The sequence below is a fragment of the Cricetibacter osteomyelitidis genome (assembly GCF_004340985.1).
GTDB classification, from domain to species: Bacteria; Pseudomonadota; Gammaproteobacteria; order Enterobacterales; family Pasteurellaceae; genus Cricetibacter; species Cricetibacter osteomyelitidis.
In genome coordinates this window covers 1,649-22,239 of record NZ_SLYB01000033.1, presented here as the reverse complement: position 1 = coordinate 22,239, position 20,591 = coordinate 1,649, and the positions used below count along the sequence as shown (strand labels likewise).

At 38.4% G+C, this 20,591-nt stretch carries 12 protein-coding genes (1 of these 12 cut by a window edge); 11 read left to right on the top strand and 1 reads right to left on the bottom strand.

Annotated features, from left to right (window positions below; genetic code table 11):
- Positions 1-88 precede the first annotated feature (88 nt).
- The gene (locus EDC44_RS11315) at positions 89-1,144 is read left to right on the top strand and encodes a 3-deoxy-7-phosphoheptulonate synthase (RefSeq protein WP_131978995.1); all 1,056 of its coding nucleotides are present in this window, start codon (positions 89-91) and stop codon (positions 1,142-1,144) included.
- 9 nt (positions 1,145-1,153) lie between these two features.
- Positions 1,154-2,278: a bifunctional chorismate mutase/prephenate dehydrogenase gene (gene tyrA / locus EDC44_RS11310; protein ID WP_131978992.1), complete on the top strand. Its 1,125-nt coding sequence runs from the start codon at positions 1,154-1,156 to the stop codon at positions 2,276-2,278.
- A gap of 59 nt (positions 2,279-2,337) precedes the next feature.
- On the opposite strand, the gene ybaK is transcribed toward tyrA, so the two are convergent.
- Complete coding sequence (ybaK, locus tag EDC44_RS11305) at positions 2,338-2,811, bottom strand: Cys-tRNA(Pro) deacylase (protein WP_131978989.1); 474 nt, start codon at positions 2,809-2,811, stop codon at positions 2,338-2,340.
- Positions 2,812-3,001: 190 nt separating this feature from the next.
- On the opposite strand from ybaK, the gene EDC44_RS11300 reads away from it, so the two are divergent.
- The 9 genes from EDC44_RS11300 to EDC44_RS11260 all read left to right on the top strand — a co-directional run.
- A complete protein-coding gene (locus EDC44_RS11300; protein WP_131978986.1) occupies positions 3,002-3,220 on the top strand; it encodes a hypothetical protein in 219 nt (72 codons plus the stop codon).
- Between the two features lie 60 nt (positions 3,221-3,280).
- Positions 3,281-4,246, top strand: coding sequence for an oxidoreductase (locus EDC44_RS11295; RefSeq protein ID WP_131978983.1), 966 nt, complete (start codon positions 3,281-3,283; stop codon positions 4,244-4,246).
- A 24-nt stretch (positions 4,247-4,270) separates the two neighbouring features.
- On the top strand, positions 4,271-5,578 hold the full coding sequence (locus tag EDC44_RS11290; protein WP_131978980.1) for an NCS2 family permease: 1,308 nt from the start codon (positions 4,271-4,273) through the stop codon (positions 5,576-5,578).
- A gap of 27 nt (positions 5,579-5,605) precedes the next feature.
- Positions 5,606-5,962 (top strand): DsrE/DsrF/TusD sulfur relay family protein, encoded by a 357-nt coding sequence (locus EDC44_RS11285; protein ID WP_131978977.1) that lies wholly within the window; start codon positions 5,606-5,608, stop codon positions 5,960-5,962.
- Between the two features lie 53 nt (positions 5,963-6,015).
- Positions 6,016-9,678, top strand: coding sequence for an exodeoxyribonuclease V subunit beta (recB, locus tag EDC44_RS11280; RefSeq protein WP_131978974.1), 3,663 nt, complete (start codon positions 6,016-6,018; stop codon positions 9,676-9,678).
- A 9-nt stretch (positions 9,679-9,687) separates the two neighbouring features.
- Positions 9,688-11,634: an exodeoxyribonuclease V subunit alpha gene (gene recD, locus EDC44_RS11275; protein ID WP_131978971.1), complete on the top strand. Its 1,947-nt coding sequence runs from the start codon at positions 9,688-9,690 to the stop codon at positions 11,632-11,634.
- A gap of 12 nt (positions 11,635-11,646) precedes the next feature.
- Positions 11,647-12,303 (top strand): GrxB family glutaredoxin, encoded by a 657-nt coding sequence (locus EDC44_RS11270; protein WP_131978968.1) that lies wholly within the window; start codon positions 11,647-11,649, stop codon positions 12,301-12,303.
- Between the two features lie 337 nt (positions 12,304-12,640).
- A complete protein-coding gene (locus tag EDC44_RS11265; protein ID WP_131978965.1) occupies positions 12,641-14,338 on the top strand; it encodes a ShlB/FhaC/HecB family hemolysin secretion/activation protein in 1,698 nt (565 codons plus the stop codon).
- 24 nt (positions 14,339-14,362) lie between these two features.
- The coding region annotated (locus EDC44_RS11260; protein ID WP_131978962.1) for a two-partner secretion domain-containing protein crosses the window boundary (this coding region is incomplete at its 3' end): on the top strand, positions 14,363-20,591 show 6,229 of its 7,877 nt. The annotated region continues 1,648 nt past the right edge of the window.

Here is a 20,591-nt window from a genome sequence, read left to right as displayed (position 1 = left end):
TTTCTCTTGACTTGGATTTTTAAGAGTGTAAACTATTTAACACATTAAATGTAAAAAAATATTTACACTCTATTTTAAGGTTGTACCAATGAACAAAGATAGCATTCATAACGTCCGCATTGTTGACGAAAAAGTCTTAATCACACCGGCTGAATTAAAACAAAAATTTCCTCTTTCCACCGCACTTCGAAGCCAAATCGAACGTTCTCGTCGTGAAATTGCCGATATTATCCATAAAAAAGATAATCGTTTATTGGTGGTTATCGGTCCTTGTTCTGTGCATGATCCTGAAGCCGCATTAGATTACGGTCGTCGTCTGAAAGCCTTAGAGGATGAATTGAACGAGCAACTTTACATTGTGATGCGGGTATATTTTGAAAAACCGCGTACTACAGTGGGTTGGAAAGGATTAATTAACGATCCTAAAATTGACGGTTCATTTGATGTTGAACATGGTTTGCACATTGCTCGTGCATTGCTTATTGAATTAGCGGAAATGGGATTGCCATTGGCAACGGAAGCCCTTGATCCGATGACCCCGCAATATTTAGCGGATTTATTTAGTTGGTCGGCCATTGGAGCGAGAACGACCGAATCACAAACTCACCGCGAATTGGCATCCGGTCTTTCAATGGCGGTAGGCTTTAAAAACGGCACAGACGGCAGTCTTGCCACGGCGACGAATGCCATGAAAGCCGCATCAATGGGACATAGCTTTATCGGAATGAACCAACAAGGTCAAGTGACGTTATTACACACCGAGGGCAATCCGGACGGACACGTTATTTTACGCGGCGGTAAACAACCGAACTATCAAGCGGAATTTGTGGCACAATGCGAACAAGAATTGATAAAAGCCGGTCTTGAAACCGCCATTATGATCGATTGCAGTCACGGTAATTCCAATAAAGATTATCGTCGTCAACCGGCGGTGGCAGAAAATGCCGTACAACAAATTGTTTCAGGCACTCAATCTATTATTGGTTTAATGATTGAAAGCAATATCGGTGCGGGCAATCAAAGCGCAGAACAACCTGTTGAACAAATGCAATACGGCGTTTCCATTACCGATGCCTGTATCGATTGGCAGACAACAGATGAACTATTGCGTAAAATAAGTGTTCAATTAGCCAATAAAAAATAAGGAATAGCGGTGGAAGCATTAAAATCATTGAGAGATGAAATTGATCAAGTAGATCAGAAACTCTTGCAATTATTAGCCAAACGATTGAAATTAGTAGCAAAAGTCGGAGAAGTGAAACACCAGCATGGCTTGCCTATTTATGTGCCTAATCGTGAAGCGAATATGCTTGCCGCCCGTCGTGCAGAAGCAAAAAAAATGGGTATACCGGAAGATTTAATTGAAGATGTGCTACGCCGCATTATGCGTGAATCTTATACCAGCGAAAATCAATTTGGTTTTAAAACGGTCAATCCGAATATTCAAAAAATTGTAGTCGTGGGTGGTAAAGGTAAATTAGGGGGCTTATTCCTGCGTTACCTTACTGCTTCGGGCTATGATGTGGCAGCATTGGGCAGTCAGGATTGGGAGCAAGCCGGGTCAATTTTCAACGGAGCGGATGTGGTGATTGTTTCCGTGCCGATTGCTAAAACCTTAGAGACCATTGAACGGCTAAAACCTTATTTAACGGAAAATATGCTATTGACGGATCTCACTTCTGTTAAACGTGCTCCATTAGAAAAAATGCTGGCGGTGCACCGCGGAGCCGTAGTGGGATTACATCCGATGTTCGGGCCGGATATCCCGAGTATGGCAAAACAAATCGTGGTATGTTGTGATGGGCGTTATCCGGAACGTTATCAATGGTTTATTGATCAAATCGCTATTTGGGGAGCCGTGATTTATACGGAAACCGCCGCCGAACACGATCATCATATGACCTACATTCAAGCTTTACGCCATTTTGCGACTTTTGCTAACGGTCTGCATTTATCCAAACAACCGGTGCAATTAGCAAAATTATTGGCGTTATCATCACCGATTTACCGTTTGGAATTAGCCATGATTGGGCGGTTATTTGCTCAAGATGCGGGATTATATGCGGACATTATTATGGATAAACCGGAAAATCTGGCTGTGATTAAATCCTTAAAAGATATTTACACAGAAGCCTTAAAATTCTTTGAACAAAATGATAAACAAGGTTTTATTGATTGTTTTAATCAGGTGAGAGAATGGTTCGGTGAATATTCTGAAACTTTTATGAAAGAAAGCTGCCAATTGCTTAAACAAGCGAATGATTATCGACAACATTAATTTGTATAGAGAAAAAGGGCAAGAGCCCTTTTTTAATGCGTAACTTTTAGTCGTCTATTTTAGTCTACAATATCGGCAAAAACCGCCTTTAATACTTGAGCCAAATCTTGAGCCGCAAGTTCTACACTTAGCCCCCGTTTGCCGCCGGAAATATAAATAGTGTCAAAACTGACCGCACTTTCCGCAATAATAGTGGTGAGTAATTTCTTTTGCCCTAACGGACTAATACCGCCAACCAAGTAGCCCGTACTTTTCTGTGCCGCATCTTTTTCTGCCAAATCCACTTTTTTCACCCCCAAGGCTTTCGCCGCTTTTTTTAAATTCAGCATATTCGCCGTAGGCAATACAAAACAGGCTAATTTTTTCTGATCTCCATTTTCTGCTACTAGCAAGGTTTTAAAAGAACGTTCCGGAGGAATGCCTAATTTTTCAGCAGCTTCGTCACCAAAATGCGTATTTTCCGGATCGTGATGATATTCGTGTAATTGAAAAGTAATTTTTTGTTTTTTTAACAGATTTACTGCGGGTGTCATAATCTATCCTTATGCAGACAATAAAAGTTAAGCAATATTGTATAGTGCGGTGAAATTTCAGCAAGTTTTTATCGTAAAAAAGATAATTTTGTGATCTGTTTTCCAAAAAATAACCTTAGATTTTAAATTATTAAGGTTTTAGGTTTTGCTGCGATACAGTAATTTTCTCATTTATTATATAGAGAAAAATATGCTTAATTTATTTCAACGTCCGATTGATAAGGATACCGTAGAAGCGCTGGCAAAAACGCTCGAAGATATCGGCAAAGTATCATTGCTTGCATTGCCCGTTGTTATTTTCTGGCAATATAGTGTATCATTCATTATATTTAGTGCATTTGAACTTCCGGCATTTGCCTATCTTGCCTTTTTAGGTGCTAAGTCACTGAGAAAAAATGAAAGGAAATGATTAATTAATCCCCTAATATTACTTAGGGGATTCTTATTTACCCAAAAAGAGAAAATAACAATGAACGATTTATCTATTATTATTGCCGCAGAATTTGCTTTGGCAGAAAAAATTGCCGAATGTTTAGAGCAAAGCGAATTAGTCGTTGAACGTTTGACGGTAGCAGAAATTTATCCTTTCAGTGAAGAACAGGGAATTCGATTTAATAATCGAGCAGTGGCTCAAGTGGCCATTGATGAAATTGAATGGTCGGAACATCATTATGTGTTTTTTGCCGGTGATATTGAACAAGCTGCCTATCTGGCACAAGCGTCTAACAGCGGTTGTGTAGTGATTGATATGAAAGGTGTATGTGCCGGTCTGTCTGACGTACCGGTTGTAGTGCCGAGTGTGAATGACGAACAGTTAGGTGAATTACGCCAACGCAATATTGTGGCCTTGCCTGATCCGCAAGTGAGTCAGGCAGCTTTGGCGATTGCACCGTTAGCTCAGGAAAATCTTAGTCAAATTATGGTTACATCCTTGTTACCGGCATCCTATGTAAGCGGTGAAACCGTGAATAAATTGGTGGGGCAGACCGCCCAACTACTTAACGGTATTCCCTTAGATGAAAACGTGCAGCGTTTGGCATTTGATGTTTTTCCTGTGCAAACCACGGATTTATCCGCACAATGGCACAAAATCTTCCCACAAATTAAACAAATTATTTTTCATCAGGTACAAGCGCCGGTATTTTATGGATTGGCTCAAAGTATTACGGTGCAATCCGATTATGAACTGGAACCTCAAATTAGTTTAAACGGTTGGGAAAATAATGAATTTATCCATTATTATGCAGAAAAAACTATCACACCGGTAACGAACGGTGAAACGGAAAACAGCGAAGATACGGCTTCATTGCATATTAGCAATTTAAGTGCGGTAGAAAATCAACAAAATTTTTGGACGGTAAGTGATGAACAGCGTTTCACGTTGGCTCGTTTGGCGGTAAAATTAGCGGAATCAATTTATTTACAAGGTTATTAATTTTTTAAAGACTAAGGGAAAACCATGGAAAACACATCTTTACTTGAGCGAATGTTTAAACTCAAAGAGCACAACACTAACGTGAAAACCGAAATTATTGCCGGGCTCACTACCTTTTTAACAATGGTGTATATTGTTTTTGTTAACCCGTCTATTTTAGGGGGAGCGGGAATGGATACCAGTGTGGTATTTGTCACCACCTGTATCATCGCGGCATTCGGCAGTATTTGTATGGGCCTGTTTGCTAATTTGCCGGTGGCGTTGGCTCCGGCTATGGGTTTAAACGCCTTTTTTGCTTATGTTGTGGTAGGCAAAATGGGATTACCGTGGCAGATCGGTATGGCGACAATTTTCTGGGGTGCGGTGGGATTATTCTTATTAACCTTATTCCAAATCCGTTATTGGCTGATTTCCACCATTCCGGTGAGTTTGCGTGCGGGGATCACTGCGGGGATTGGATTATTTATCGGCTTAATGGGTTTTCATAATGCCGGTATTATTGTACCAAATCCGGCAACTTTAATGGCATTAGGTGATATGCACTCACCGAAAGTATTATTAGGTTTACTTGGTTTCTTTATTATTGTTGTATTAGCAGCAAAAAATATTCACGCCGCAGTGTTGATTTCGATTGTTATTACCACATCCATTGCGTTAATGATTGGTGACGTTCAATTTAACGGTGTATTCTCAATGCCGCCAAGTTTAAGCGGTGTTGTAGGGCAAGTGGATTTAGCCGGAGCCTTAGATATGGGTTTACTCGGTGTGATTTTCTCCTTTATGTTGGTGAACTTATTTGACTCATCCGGTACGCTAATCGGTGTGACCGAAAAAGCAGGGCTTGCCGATGAAAACGGTAAATTCCCGAATATGAAAAAAGCCTTGTATGTAGATAGCGTAAGTTCCGTGTTAGGTCCTTATATCGGCACATCGGCTATTAGTACCTACATTGAAAGCAGTGCGGGTGTATCCGTGGGCGGTCGTACCGGTTTAACGGCAATTGTAGTCGGTTTACTATTCTTATTGGTTATCTTTATGTCACCTTTGGCTTCTATCGTACCCACTTACGCCACGGCCGGAGCATTAATTTATGTAGGTATTTTAATGTCTTCCAGTTTATTAAAAGTACGTTGGGATGATTTAACGGAAGCGACACCGGCATTTATTACTGCCGTCATGATGCCGTTTACTTATTCTATTACGGAAGGCATTGCTTTTGGTTTTATCAGTTACGCAGTAGTCAAATTATTTACCGGTAAAGCCAAGGATGTAAGCATTTCCGTTTGGGTTGTTGCCTTATTGTTTGCAGCAAAAATGATTTTCGTAGATTAATTTATTATTAAGACAAAGGAATAAATTATGCAAAAACTGCTTTTTATCTTTAACGAATCGCCTTACGGCACAGAAAAAACCTTTAACGGCTTGCGTTTGGCAGTGAATCTGCAAGAAGAATACGGCAAAGATGCGGAAGTGAAGTTATTCTTTTTCTCTGATTCCGTTTTAGCGGGATTAGCCGGTCAGCATCCAAAAGACGGTGCGAATATTCAGCAAGTGCTTGAAATCTTAACGGCTCAGGGAGCGGAGGCAAAACTTTGTACTACTTGCACCAAAGCACGAGGTATTACGGATTTACCGCTTGCAGAAGGCGTAGTACTTGGTACTTTGGATGATGTTGCCGCTTGGACAATCTGGGCGGATAAAGTATTAACATTCTAAATTTAACTGGCGGGCGGTTGTCCGCCTGTTTTTCTCTGTTGAACTGCAAAACTATGATAAAACTGACCGCACTTAATCCGATTTCTACACCGCTGAATTCTGTCAGTTTAATTGAAGCATCTGCCGGAACCGGTAAAACCCATACCATTAAATCCTTGTATTTACGCTTATTGTTGCAAATCGGTGAGCAGAATTTTCCGCAGCCATTGACCGTGGAACAAATTCTCGTGGTGACTTTTACGGAAGCGGCGACACAAGAACTGAAAGAGCGTATCCGCACTACTATCAATGAAGCGAAAAAAGCATTCCAACACTACCTTGACACCAAAGATCAGACAGCGATTTCAGATGAATTTCTTGTGCAGTTGATTGATGAAATGCCGGATGAGCAAACACTGAAAACGGCGATTTACCGCTTGCGGTTAGCGGAACAAAATATGGATATGGCAGCAATTTACACCATTCACGGTTTTTGTCGCAAAATGCTGACGCGGTATGCCTTTAATTCCGGTATTCATTTTGATCTGGATTTAACGGCGGACGAAAGTGAATTGGTGCAACGGTTTGCCAATGAAGTGTGGCGGGAGAATTTTTATTCTGTCAGTTTAACAGCGGCGAAATTTATTCATCAATATTTGGTTAGCCCGAATAATGTGGTACAAGCCTTAAAACCTTATTTATCTGCGGACACCTTAAAACTCGAAATAAATCAACCGCACTTATTGGAATTATCATTACCGACATTTTTATCGCAATATATTGAACAAGAACAACAGCTTATTGATAATTTAAAACAACAATGGCTGCAACATTGTGATGAGATTAAAGCAGAATTTTTAGCGGAACTTGCAAAAAATTATAAAAAAGGTGAAAAGAAACGTTTAAAACGCACAATTTTTAAATCTAACCTAGTGCCGAATTGGTTTAATGAAATCCAATTGTGGGCAAATAATGGCAACGGCACGGAAATTGCAAACCGTTTATTAACTTATTTCAGTCAAGAAGCATTAAACACCAAATATGCGGAAGATGGTGCGGAACCTATGCAGCATCCGATTTTTGCCTTGGTGGATGAAATCAGCGGCAAACTCAATCAAACCATCAACCATAAAGTGTTATTGTGGCATTATCTCAATTTACTGAAGCAAAAATTATTCAGCTACAAACAAAATCACGCAGAAAAAAGTTTTGATGATTTACTGCGTTTATTAAAAGATGCCTTGGTTGGCAAAAACGGCAATGAATTGGCTCAGTTGATCCGCTATCAATATCCTTTTGCAATGATCGACGAATTTCAGGATACGGATGCACAGCAATATCAAATTTTCTCAAAAATTTATATTGAAAATGCTCCCCCACAGTGCGGATTTATTATGATCGGTGATCCGAAACAGGCTATTTATAAATTCCGTGGCGCGGATATTTTTACATATCTCACCGCCGCTGACCAAGTAAAAGAAATATTTAACTTAGAGACTAATTGGCGTTCCATTCCGGATTTAGTGAACGGTGTCAATGCGTTATTTGATTTTCCGCAATCGCCGTTTTTATATGATGATATTGCTTTTCACCCGGTACGCCATGCACGGCGAAGTGATGAAGGTTTTGAATTAAACCAACAAATGCAACCGGCATTTAATTTTTATTTCGCCGAAAAACCGACCAAATTACAATTAGCTAAAGCCTGTGCTGCAGGTATTCAGCAAAGTCTGAAAAGTGCGGTAGAAAATAACGCATTTATCGTGCAATGGGATAATTCTCATCAGACTTTAGAGCATAACCCATTATTACCGAAACATTTTGCCGTTTTAGTGCGTAATAAAAATGAAGCCGCACTGATAAAAAATGCCTTACAAGAACTCGGCATTGCATCGGTGTATTTGTCTGATCAAAGCAATGTATTTGACAGCAAAGAAGCACAGGAATTGGCATTAATTCTCAAAGCCTGTTTGAATCCGAATAATGAACGCAATATTTTAAATGCCATTGCTACGGCTTTATTTGCTCATTCAACGGCAGAAATTCAACGCTTAAAGCAAAATGAAAGCGAATGGGAAAAATGGGTAGACCGTTTTGAACGCTATCAACGCACTTGGGCAATGCAAGGCGTATTACCGATGTTGCATCAATTATTTTTAAAGGAAGAGATCCCGGCAAAAATATTGTCGCAGCCAAACGGCGAACGGCGGGTTACTGATTTATTACACTTAGCGGAATTATTGCAACAGGCTTCCGGTTTGCAGGAAAAAGAAACGGATTTATTACGTTGGTTTGAACTGCAAATTCAAGGTAAAAATCGGGCGGAAGGGCAAGAAATCCGCCTTGAAAGCGAACAGGATTTAGTGAAAATTGTCACCATTCATAAATCCAAAGGCTTACAATACGAAATACTTTGGTTACCGTTTTTAGGCAATGGCATCAAGGCGTATAACAATGCGGTGAATACCTATTATTCCGAACAAGACCGCCAAACTTTGTGGGATATTGAAAATCAGCACAGCGATGATGTGTTGCGGGAATTGCAGGCGGAAGAAATGCGGCTGCTTTATGTGGCGCTCACGCGAGCAAAATGCCAGCTGAATATCACATTGCCGAAAACAATGAGCGTTACTCCGAAAGCACAGGAAATTTACTGGAATCCTTTAGATTATGCCTTAAAACAAGGGGATTTATCCAACCCGTCGGATTTTATCTCTTTGGTGGAACGGTTCGCTCAAAGAGTGGATTTTACCGTTAATCAGCAGTCTTTAGATGTATTACAAGCTGATAAGAATTGGCAATTCCCGGTGGAAAAACCGCAATTGGAAGCAGGCATTTTTACCGGCAATATTGAGAAAAACTGGCAAATCAGCAGTTTTACCGCATTAAAACAAATGAATGAACGGGCAGGTAAAGTAGGAAAAAGTGCGGTAGAAAACAGTGCAATTTTTTATGATGAGGCTCAGGATTACGACTTAATCTATGTGGAAAAAGACGAATATGCACCGGTATTAAATAAGGAATATGAACATTATCCCGCAGGCAGAACGCCTTTTGATTTTCCCCACGGCAGTCAGGTAGGAACGGCATTGCACCGCTATTTTGAAAATTGCGAATTTAATCAGCCTATTGACGAGCAAGCCATTGCAAAACTCTGTCAAAGCCTGCAATTAGACGAAAGCTGGCTGATGCCGACGAAAATTTGGATGTTTGAAATTTTATCCACACCGCTGACATTCGGTTTAAATTTAGCCAAAATTGACCGCACTTCTTGTTTAAAGGAAATGCAATTCTATTTGAAATTACGAAAGAATTTTCCGCTGCAACAGTTTAATCGGTTATTGCAACAACATCACCCGCTGTATCAAACGGCGTGGCATTTTGAGCAAATTCAAGGAATGATTCGAGGCTTTATCGACTTGGTTTTCCGTCACGATGGCAAATATTATATTCTGGATTATAAATCCAATTATCTCGGCGGATTACCGCAACATTACGAGAAATCGAAATTAAGTAGAGTGGTGTCGCAGTCCGGCTATGATCTGCAATATTTGCTTTATACCGTAGCATTACATCGCTATCTTAAAGTGCGGAATCCGAACTATAATTATGAGCAACATTTTGGCGGGGTGATTTATGCCTTTATCCGTGGAATGAACAGCAAAAATAGCGATTTCGGCGTATATTTTAATAAACCGAAAGCCACATTGATAGAACAATTGGATCAACTATTTTAGGAGCGGATAATGTTACAGATTTTAGCCAGACTCAAAGACGAACAGCTGATCAGCTCCGGTGATTTTTATTTTGCCAAACTCATTGCGGATAAACAGCAAGGGGAAAATTATTCACCGACGGTGCAGAATCTGGCAATTTTATTGGCTGGACTGTGCAATTTTAGCCAACAAAAAGGCAATAGTTGTTTATATTTAGACGATGATTGCGAAAAAAATCTCTTTGATTTGAAATATACCACAGCACAACATTATCTTACGGAAATTCGCCAAACCATTGATTTTCTGCCGATTAAACAATGGCAGACGGCATTAAAAGGGCATATTGCGTTTACGGAAAATCCCCGCCAACAAGTCACGCCGCTAGTCTTTCAATTTAACGCATTGTATTTCTATCGCGTATGGCAAGATGAATTTTTTGTGGCGGATTACCTGAAAAGTGCGGTAAAAAAATCGCAAAATTTTACTACACTAGAAATGGAAACCGTGCGGGATGTGTTAAATCAGCTTTTTCCCGCTCAATCTGAACAGCAGGTTAATTGGCAAAAAATCGCGGTTGCCGTAGCGTTAAAACAAGCCTTTTGTTTGATTTCAGGCGGACCGGGCACAGGAAAAACCACTACGGTTGCGAACGTGTTAGCGGGGTTGCAATGGTTGCAGATTAAGCAACATCGCGAACCTTTAAATATCAAACTGGTCGCGCCCACCGGCAAAGCGGGTGCTCGCTTAAAAGAATCCATTCTTAAAGCCATTAATAAACTTGATTTACCGGCGGAAATAACCCTATCAATACCGACGGAGGCTTCCACCATTCATCGTTTATTAGGCGTTCGACCTTTTGACGATAGCACGGTATTTCATCAGGATAATCCGATCACTGCCGATGTGTTGGTGGTAGATGAAGCGTCAATGATCGATTTATCTTTAATGGCAAAATTGCTGAAAGCCTTACCGCCGCATTGTAAATTGATTTTATTAGGCGACAAAGACCAACTGGCATCGGTAGAAGCCGGAGCCATTATCGGCGAATTAGGGCAGTTTATCCGTGAAATGGAACAACAGGGTTATAGCCCGGCATTGACGGATTATTTAACGGCGGTCACAGATATGCCGCTACAGGCTCACAACGGCAAATACGCGGAAATCGCCGATTATCTCTGTTCATTACGACACAGTTACCGTTTTGGTAGTCAATCCGGTATCGGTTATTTAGCCAAAGCGGTCAATGACGGACAAAGCCTGCAAAGCTGGCAATTATTTGAACATTATGGGGATATTCGTCTTTGTGAACAGAATTCGTCACAGAACCACGCTCAACAATTACTTCCGATAATCGAATCCGCAGTAACACACTATGGTGAATATTTAAAGCGGGTTCAAGCGGTGCAAACAGGGCGGAAACCCTTGGAACAAACCATTCACGGGATTTTTACGGCATTTAAAAAAGTGAGATTTTTAACCGCACTTCGCAACAGTGATTTCGGCGTTGAACGTTTAAATGTCTTTTTTGCCGAAGTATTACGAAATCGTGGATTGCTTTCATTCAAACAACTCCGCGAATGGTATGCCGGAAAACCGATTATGGTCGTTGAAAATGATCCGAACGTAGGATTATACAATGGCGATATCGGCTTGTTTTTGGTGGATGAACAAGGCAACGGCAAAGTTTGGTTTGAACAAGGCGATAAGCAATATAAAGCCTTTTCTCCAAGCCGAGTACCTAATCATGAACCGGCTTTTGCAATGACCGTACATAAATCCCAAGGATCAGAATTTGAGCAGGTATTTTTTATCTTACCAAACTCATTTTCCCCTGTTTTATCAAAAGAATTGGTTTATACTGCACTAACAAGAGCAAAACAAGAACTTACCGTATTCACCCAAGAAAAGATCTGGAAAAGTGCGGTAAGAAATTCGATTAAACGACAAAGCGGGTTAGCAAAATTACTTAATCAATAAAAGGAAATTACTATGAAATTATACGTTTACGATCATTGTCCGTTCTGCGTGCGTGCCAGAATGATTTTTGGATTAAAGAATGTACCGGTGGAAGAATTGGCGATTTTAAATGATGATGAAGTAACCCCAATCGGTTTAGTGGGCAAAAAAATGGTGCCGATTTTAGTCAAAGAAGACGGCACGGCAATGCCGGAAAGTTTGGATATTGTGAAATATATTGATGAAAATTATGCCGGTGATAAAACTCAAAATTGGTTGTCATCTGACATTCGCCCGGAAATTGAAAATTGGCTTAAAACCGTCAGTGAATATACCGGTAAATTAGTCGGCCCTCGTTATGTAAAAATCAATTTGCCTGAATTTGCAACACAAAGTGCCATTGATTATTTTGTGTATAAAAAACAACAAAGTTATGGGAACTTTGCCGAAAACCTCGAAAATACAGCAAGCTATTTAGCACATTTACATAAAGATCTTGAAACTTTAGAACCGTTAATTCAAGGTGAATATGCCGCGGGTCACCCATCATTAGAAGATATTATTTTATTCCCGGTTTTGCGTAATTTCACTTGCGTAAAAGGCGTGCATTTCCCTACCAAAGTTGCGCAATATGTGGAAAAAATGGCGGAATTAAGCAAAATTAATCTTTATACTAATCAAGCGATTTAATCTTGATATAGAGCGTAGGGATACGCCCTAAAATTATCAACAAACCCACCTAATACAAAATCAGGTGGGTTTATTGATTTCTAGACATAAATTAATAAGGATATCTTCCGGTTTGTATTAACTGTTGATGATAGGTAAGGTAAACAGAATTTTATTTTTCTCTTTATATGAGATCTTGATATAAATCAATCAGTTTAAGAAAAAAATGAAGTAAAAAACACTTTATTTTTATATTAACATGGAGTAAAATGCCGAAAAAAACTGGCATTAAACCAGATAGAAAGAAATTTTTCATTTAGCGAACTAATTTTATATTTTACAAAAAAGGAGAAAATTGATGGAATCATCAATTAAGAGGGCTTTTACAAGCTCTCTTGTTTATTTGTCTTTATTTTCCGCTTCTGCTTATGCCGCCGATATATTGACACAAGAACAACAACGATTAAAACACCAACAAATTCTTAGAGAAACAAAGCGGGCTTTTGAGAAAGCTGAAGAATTTCTATCTGAAGAAAAACCTGATCGTCCTAAAGATAAAGCTTTAGATGACGATAATGCCAATGTAAAAAAACGTATCAGTTTAATTACCATCGATCAAGCCGGGAAATCAACCAATTTGAATTTCACATCGGTTATTCAACAATATCAAAACAAACCGCTTACAACGAATCAAGTCCTTAATTTAGTTAAAGACCTTACCGATGTATTGTATCAGGCAGGGTATGTAACGAGTGCCATCGGTTTAAAAGAAAAAGTGACCGATAAAAACGAACTGCATTTTATTATTCATTGGGGCTATGTAAGTAATTATTTAGTCAATGGCGAGCAACCTAAACAATTTAGGGATAAAGCCATGGTTGCCGTCTTACCGGATATTAGAAATGCCATTCTAAGTGTGCATGATATCGATCAGTTTATTGAGATTTTAAATACCACGAATAAATCGGCGGAAATTAAAGTTCTTGCCGCAGAAAAAACCGGAGAATCCAATTTAAATATTATCACGCAGAGAACGTTCTTTCCCCAATTCACATTAGGTTTTAATAATTCCGGTGCGGATAATAATGCCAATGGCCGTAATCAGTTAACCGCCAATGTAAGCTGGAGTGACTTATTGGGCACAAACGACCGTTGGTATTTTTCTACCGGATACCGCCTTTATAAAGGTCACAAACAAAATAATCAACAAAATTATTCCTTAAGTTATAGCCAGCCTTTTGGTTTCTATACATTGGATTTACGCCTTTCGCAATCTGATAATGAAAAAGAACTTAGAGGAAGAAACTCCTATTCATCAAGCGGAAAAATCCAAACAGCCAATATCAAACTATCCAATGTATTATCTCGTAGTAAAACATCGATTTTATCTGCTTATGGCGAATTAGAATTTAAAAAAAGAAAAAACTATATCGGAACCCGATTAGTCAGCCTTTATCATAATAATAAATTAACGATTGGTTTATCCTATATTACTAATTTTTTAGACGGCAAGTTATATAACGATATTTCCTATTCCAACGGTTTAAACTGGTTCCATGCGGATAGTCTGGCTTATACCCGGGAAAAAAGCAAAACGTTAAAATTAATTTCAGGCAGTATAAGCTGGTATAAACCTTTCGTTATTAATCAACGTTATGTTAATTATCAATTCCGCATAGGGCTTCAATATTCACCTTACGCTTTATATTCCGATAACCAGTTTTCTATTGGTGACGAATATACGGTAAGAGGGTTTAAAGGAGGGATTAGCTCCGGTGAAAGTGGCTATTATTTTTCTCAAACCCTGGAATTACCGTTTTATCCGGAGCAAGCCTATCTATCACAAATAAAACCTTTTGTGGGCATTGACTTTGGTCGAACCTTCAGACGTATCGAAAACCGACATGAGTCTATTGCCGGTTTTGCTATAGGAGCAAGAACTCAAATAAAACAATTGGCGTTATCTTTTACTTATGCTAAACCGCTAAAAAATATTAGCGATAATAAAACCGGTAATGCCGGTGTGTATTATATGAATGGTTCTGTTTCATTTTAATTATTTATAAAAAGGAGAAAAACAATGAATAAAAACAGATACAAACTTATCTTTAGCAAAGCCAAATCCTGTTTGATTCCCGTTGCAGAATATATTAGTTATGCAACTGAAAACTCAAAGGATAATTCTCATAATGCAGTAAACGTAGATTTAGGAAAAAATAACATACTCACCGATGTATTTTGTTTTTCTACCTTATCCAGATTTATCAATCAAACCTTAAAACCGGCAACATTAACATTATTTATTGTGATTCCTAATAGTGTTTTTGCACAAGCACAAGATACGGTTTTAGATTCAAACAATCGTGAAACCAAGATTTCCCATACTACAAATAATGTATTAGTTGTTGAAATCGCCAAACCCCAAAATGATGGTATTTCCGATAATAAATTTGAAAAGCTGAATATTCCTAATGGTGCGGTATTTAATAATAGTTTAAAAGAAGGTACTTCGCATTTAATCGGTCATTTAGATAAAAATAAAAACTTAGATAAAGAAACAGCAAAAGCGATTTTAACCCAAGTCACCGGCAGCCAAATGACTAAGATTAAAGGCGGGCTTGAAGTATTTGGTGATAAAGCCGATTTGCTTATTATTAACCCAAATGGAATCAATATTAATGGCGTACAAACCTTTAATACTGAGCGTTTTGTCGCTTCTACCAGTAATGTTATTGATCCAAAAAACGGTTTAAAGCTAGATGTTGATCAAGGGACAGTAACTATTGATACGGATGGTCTTGCTACGAATGGTTTGAAATATCTTGATATTGTGGCGAAAAAAATAGAACAAAAAGGCGCAATTCGTGATGTAGAGGATACTAAAAAAGGGGCTAAACAAGTTGGTAATCAGACAAAAACGGATATTAACTTTGTTGCTGGTTCAACAGAATATGATGTAAAACAAAGATCTGCTAAATCGAAAAATGTTTCTTCAACCGAAATTGCTATTACCGGTGAAGAAGCCGGTGCGATGTATGGTCATCATATTAAATTTATTACCACCGATACTGGTGCCGGGGTTAACCATAAAGGTATCATTTTATCGGAAAAAGACATTCAAATTGATAGCCAGCAAGGGGATGTTGAAATATCAACATTACAGGCTAAAGAAAAAGTAAAAATTAGCAAAGCGAAGAAATTAGATATTCGTTCAAAAGTTGCTGCTGAAAAAGAAGTTGATTTGATGGGAGATGACATTACTTTAGCTGATAATGCTCAAATTAATAGTAGCAATAAAGTCAATCTTCAATCGAAAAAGTTATCAACTAAAAAGAATAGTAAAGTCACTGGATCTGACGTAAATATAACAAACGAGAATAGTACCGATGTAGGTGAAAATTCTACTATCGCTGCAACAAATTTAACTATTAAAACTCAAGAATTAACCAATAACGGAACCATTTCCGCCAACTCTAATACCATTGAAACGGATAAGCTAAAAAATAATAAAGATATTTTGGCAAAGAAAACCCTAAATATTACGACTAAAGGGAATTCTGAAAAAGCTGAAAACCAAAAGAGCGGTCAAAATAATTATCAAAATAATGGAACTATCCAAAGTGAAGGTAAGGCTACGCTTACCTTTAAAGATAAGACTCATTTTAATTCTAAATCACATAAATTAGCGGATGCCAAAGAAGAATTAACTCTTTCTGCCGATGAAGTGTATTTTGATAAAGATTCGGAAGTTCAAGTAGCTAATTCATTCACAATTAAGAGTAATGATTTTAAAAATGACGGTGCTTTAACCAGCGGTAATATTTTATCTATCACAAGTGAGCAATCTATTGTAAATAGCGGATTATTAGGTGCAAAAAATGCGTTAAATCTTACTTCATCAAACATTAGCAATCAGCAAAGCGGTGTATTCTATTCCGATGGAAAAATGAATTTAGATGCAAAAACCTCTGTCTATAATCTTGGTGATATTTTATCAAAAGATAAATTAACGATTTCTGCAGAACGCTTAACCAATGATGTGAAATTAAAAGGAAATGTTAATACAACGTGGAAACAGATCAAATTTATACGTAAAGATTCAGGTATCACAAGAACTGATTTTTATACCCTAGAGGGAAATTTACCTGAATTGAGCGCCTCTTTTCTAGGTGTTGCTAAAACAGGTAATATTCGTGGAGAAGGGGATTTTGAATTTATCCAAAAACTATCAAATGATAACAATGCAGGTATTGTCAATGCCGGTATTATTAATATACAAGGGAAATTTATTTCAAATGGTACTAAAGCCATTCAAAATAATATGCGTCCTATCAACAAAGATATTGTTCTGGATTATTTAAAAAAACAAACAAATCTGAAATTAAAATTTTTACCTAGATTAAATTTTCTTGGTATTGGTTTACAGCCAACTGATAGAGATGGGCTTAAATCATTAGATGATCTGTTTAATAGTGAGTTCTTATTTAAAGATTCAAATGAGTATATTACTAAAAGAATCTATGGCGCAAGTAAAAGAGAAATACTGAAATTATTAAAGTCTATAGATTCCCCGGATCTTCAACAGACATTAACCACTATTTTTGGTTCAAATTGGGAAAATAAACCGATTAAAGAGTTAAGAGAGCAATATTTGAATTATACAAAACACCAACACGATCGTGCATTTTATCCGGCTCAAAAAGCAAAATTCTTAGCGGGTAGTTTTGAGGGAGAGGCTGAAAAATTAATAAATGGTGAAGGCGAGAAAGGTGGTTTTGACCAGAATGTTGCTGTTGGTAAACATCAAATTAACTCACAGAATGTAGAATTTAAACCTTTTGTTGCACCATCACAAGATGATAGTGACATCGATCTCTCAACATTATTGGAATTGTTGGCGACACCGAATTTATTCCTTGATCGTTCGTTACAAAATAAAAAAGTAGAAAGAGATTATTTAGCAAAACAACGGGAACGAGCAGAAGAAAGTAACCGCCCGCGTATTGAAGTGGATCCGTTATATCAAACCAGAATGAAATATATCAATCAAAAAGATTATGTAGGATCTGAATACTTCTTTAATAATGTTGCCCCTAAAGGTGAAGGAGACAAAGTCAGTGTAATTGGCGATAGCTATTTTGAGCATCAATTGATTACGCGTAGCATTGAGAAGAAAGTCGATAACCATTTGGCATTGAAATACGATTTAACGAATGCAGATTTAGTTAAACGTTTAATGGATAACGCTTCCGGTGCTTCTAGTGATCTGAACTTAACTTTAGGTAAAGCATTAACTAAAGAGCAACAAGCAAATCTGAAAGAAGACATTATTTGGTATGTAAAATCAAATGTAAACGGTAAGGAAGTTTATGTACCACAAGTCTATTTCGCTAAGAGCACATTGGAAGAAGCTGAAAAATATAATGGCTTAGGTCAGGCGACGATCAAAGCCGGAAAAATGCACTTAAAAGCGAAAGATGTCTATAACCAAGGCACGATTGCCGGTAAAAAAATAGATATTGAAGCTGAAAATAAAATTAAAAATAAAGGCAGTGTGCTAGGTGAAGAATTGGTTAAATTGAAAGGTCATAAAGGCGTTGAACTTTCTTCCACCTCTTATGCGGATGAAAAAGGGAATACAGAGGTACAAAAATCTCAAGTTGCTTCCGATAAACATTTACATTTAGAAACGGATTTAGATAGCACCATTGATATCAAAGGTTCGGATGTTAAAGGTAAAACCGGTTTTGCGAAGACAAAACAACTTAATATGACCGATTCCCATAAATTCAGTAGTGAACATAAACAAAAGGATATTGTTGGCAATAATCTCTTCCGTAATCAAACGGTTGGTAGCGAAAGTGAAAGCCATTATAAAGCTGAATCAGTTGGTTCTGATGTAACCTTTGATCACTTACATCTTGCCGTTGAGGAAGACGTGAATCAGGTTGGTAGTAACCTGAATGCTAAACGTATTACCGGGGTAGTAAAAGGAAATTACAATACTAAAGCGGGACAAAATGTTGAGCACACTGAAAAATCAAAAGTCTCTTCACAATTAGCTACAGGTATCTCTTTTAGTGGTGGCGGTTATTCAAAATCCTTTGAACACGGCACGGCTGATGGTGCATCCACACAAACTACGGAAAGTACGCATACCGGCATAAATACCGAAATCGGTCTGAAAATGGTTGCAGAAAATGAAAGTAAAACAGAGTTGAAGCATTCCAATAGCCAATTGAATGCCGAAACCGGTGATTTACATGTTTTAGGCACGTTGGATATTGGTGGGTTGGATATTAATAAATCCGATAAAGCAGAAAATGTTGAAGATAATGCTCAACAACCTGCGGAAGCTGAAAAACCGGCAGCGGAAAATAATACCGATGATACTTTAGCGAAAGAGGCAAAAGATAAACAACCTGCACCGACTGGTGAAAAACCTGAATTGAAAAAATTATCTCAAGAAGAAATTGATGAGCTAATGGCAGAAAAAGATCAGTCGTTCTTTGAACAACAAGCGAATGAACCGACAGAGGGTTTAAACTTAACCGCTAAAAAAGTGATTTCTACCAAACAGAGAGATGAAACTGACTATCATTCAGACAAACGAAACTTTACGGTAGGTATAGTAGCTGAAACACATTCAGCAGTAGCGGATGTTATCAGCCATTCGATTAAACAGGCAGAGGATGCTAAAAAAGGCGTTAAACAAGATGGTACGGCGGCATTACAAATCGCAAGTGATGCAGCGAATTTAGTCACCGGCGATTTAATTGGCGGTTCTATTAAAAGACAATTGGGTTCTTCTTCCTCATCTTATGAATTTAATGAAAAATCTGATAATAGAACACAGCTTAACGGTAATTTAACCCTAACTGCCACTGAAGGCGGCGTGGAATTAAACAATGTTGAGCGGAATAAAAAATCAGGTAAATTAAATATTAATGCTAAAGATGACGTTAATATTAATGCAGGTAAAACAGACAGAACTGAGTCTGAATCCTCATTTGGTGTTAAATATTCTGAAGGAGTAAGCACTTCTTGTGGACTAATGTCACAAGGCTGTGCAGTTGGTTCTTCAGCATCTGTTGAGATCAATGGAAGCTCTATGAATTCAACGTCAACAAGCTATCAGAATAGCGAATTATCAGCAGAGCAATTGAGTATCAAAACGGATAAAAACCTCAATTTATCCGGTGCGAATCTTGATGCAGATATTTATCGTTCCAAAGTTGCAGGAAAAACAAATATTGAGTCAAAACAAGATACTTACGACAGAACCAGTCAGCATTTTGATGCTTCTGCCTCTGCGGGTATGTCTATTTCAACCGGAATACCGATTACTCCTACCGGCAGTCTTGGCGGTGGTTATGGCCGAGAAACCGAACAAAGCCGTAAGATCAATAAACAATCAGGAATCAGCGCTAACAAAATGGAAGGCGAAACCAAAGGATTGGATCTGAAAGGCGGTTATTTCGTAGATAAAAGTGATGGTAAATCATTTAAGATTGATGGTGATGTAACACATCAATCTCTGGCGGACTATCATCATCAGGATGGTGGCGAATTTGGTTTATCCCTTGGTATCAATGAACGTGGAACATCACAGGCAACGATACGTGGCGGACGTTCTGAGCAGAAACATTATGAAGCGACTCAAGATTCAACCTTATCAGGTGTTGATACAGGGAATGTACAAAAACCGATTAACCGGGATCTTGAAAAATCCAAAACCGTTAAGCGTGATGACAAATACGCCAGCACAAGTTTTAGCTTTGAAGTATTGGATTTAGCGGAATTAGCACAAAAAGGTAAAGATAAAGCCAAACGTTATAAATCAGAACAACAAAGTGATGCAGGCTCCCGTGCTGCGGACGAGCCGGTTTACAGCGAAGTACAACAACCGAAAGGCAAAAAACCAGGCAACGAACCGATTTATGAAGAAATTCCAAATGCGGTTGACAGCACCTATGCCAAAGTAGGCGATGCTAATGCAAATCGTCAATCCCGTTCTGCGGAAGAACCGATTTACAGCGAAGTACAAAAACCGAAAGGCAAGAAACCGGGCAACGAACCGATTTATGAAGAAATTCCAAATGCGGTTGACAGCACTTATGCCAAAGTAGGCGATGCTAACGCAAATCGTCAATCCCGTTCTGCGGAAGAACCGATTTACAGCGAAGTACAAAAACCGAAAGGTAAGAAACCGGGCAACGAACCGATTTATGAAGAAATTCCAAATGCGGTTGACAGCACCTATGCCAAAGTAGGCGATGCTAATGCAAATCGTCAATCCCGTTCTGCGG

Excerpts from the sequence above, each read along its gene's own strand:
- EDC44_RS11315 (WP_131978995.1), top strand. The coding sequence starts at position 89 with ATGAACAAAGATAGCATTCATAACGTCCGCATTGTTGACGAAAAAGTC.
- ybaK (WP_131978989.1), bottom strand. The coding sequence starts at position 2,811 with ATGACACCCGCAGTAAATCTGTTAAAAAAACAAAAAATTACTTTTCAA.
- EDC44_RS11300 (WP_131978986.1), top strand. The coding sequence starts at position 3,002 with ATGCTTAATTTATTTCAACGTCCGATTGATAAGGATACCGTAGAAGCG.
- EDC44_RS11295 (WP_131978983.1), top strand. The coding sequence starts at position 3,281 with ATGAACGATTTATCTATTATTATTGCCGCAGAATTTGCTTTGGCAGAA.
- EDC44_RS11290 (WP_131978980.1), top strand. The coding sequence starts at position 4,271 with ATGGAAAACACATCTTTACTTGAGCGAATGTTTAAACTCAAAGAGCAC.
- EDC44_RS11285 (WP_131978977.1), top strand. The coding sequence starts at position 5,606 with ATGCAAAAACTGCTTTTTATCTTTAACGAATCGCCTTACGGCACAGAA.
- recB (WP_131978974.1), top strand. The coding sequence starts at position 6,016 with ATGATAAAACTGACCGCACTTAATCCGATTTCTACACCGCTGAATTCT.
- recD (WP_131978971.1), top strand. The coding sequence starts at position 9,688 with ATGTTACAGATTTTAGCCAGACTCAAAGACGAACAGCTGATCAGCTCC.
- EDC44_RS11270 (WP_131978968.1), top strand. The coding sequence starts at position 11,647 with ATGAAATTATACGTTTACGATCATTGTCCGTTCTGCGTGCGTGCCAGA.
- EDC44_RS11265 (WP_131978965.1), top strand. The coding sequence starts at position 12,641 with ATGGAATCATCAATTAAGAGGGCTTTTACAAGCTCTCTTGTTTATTTG.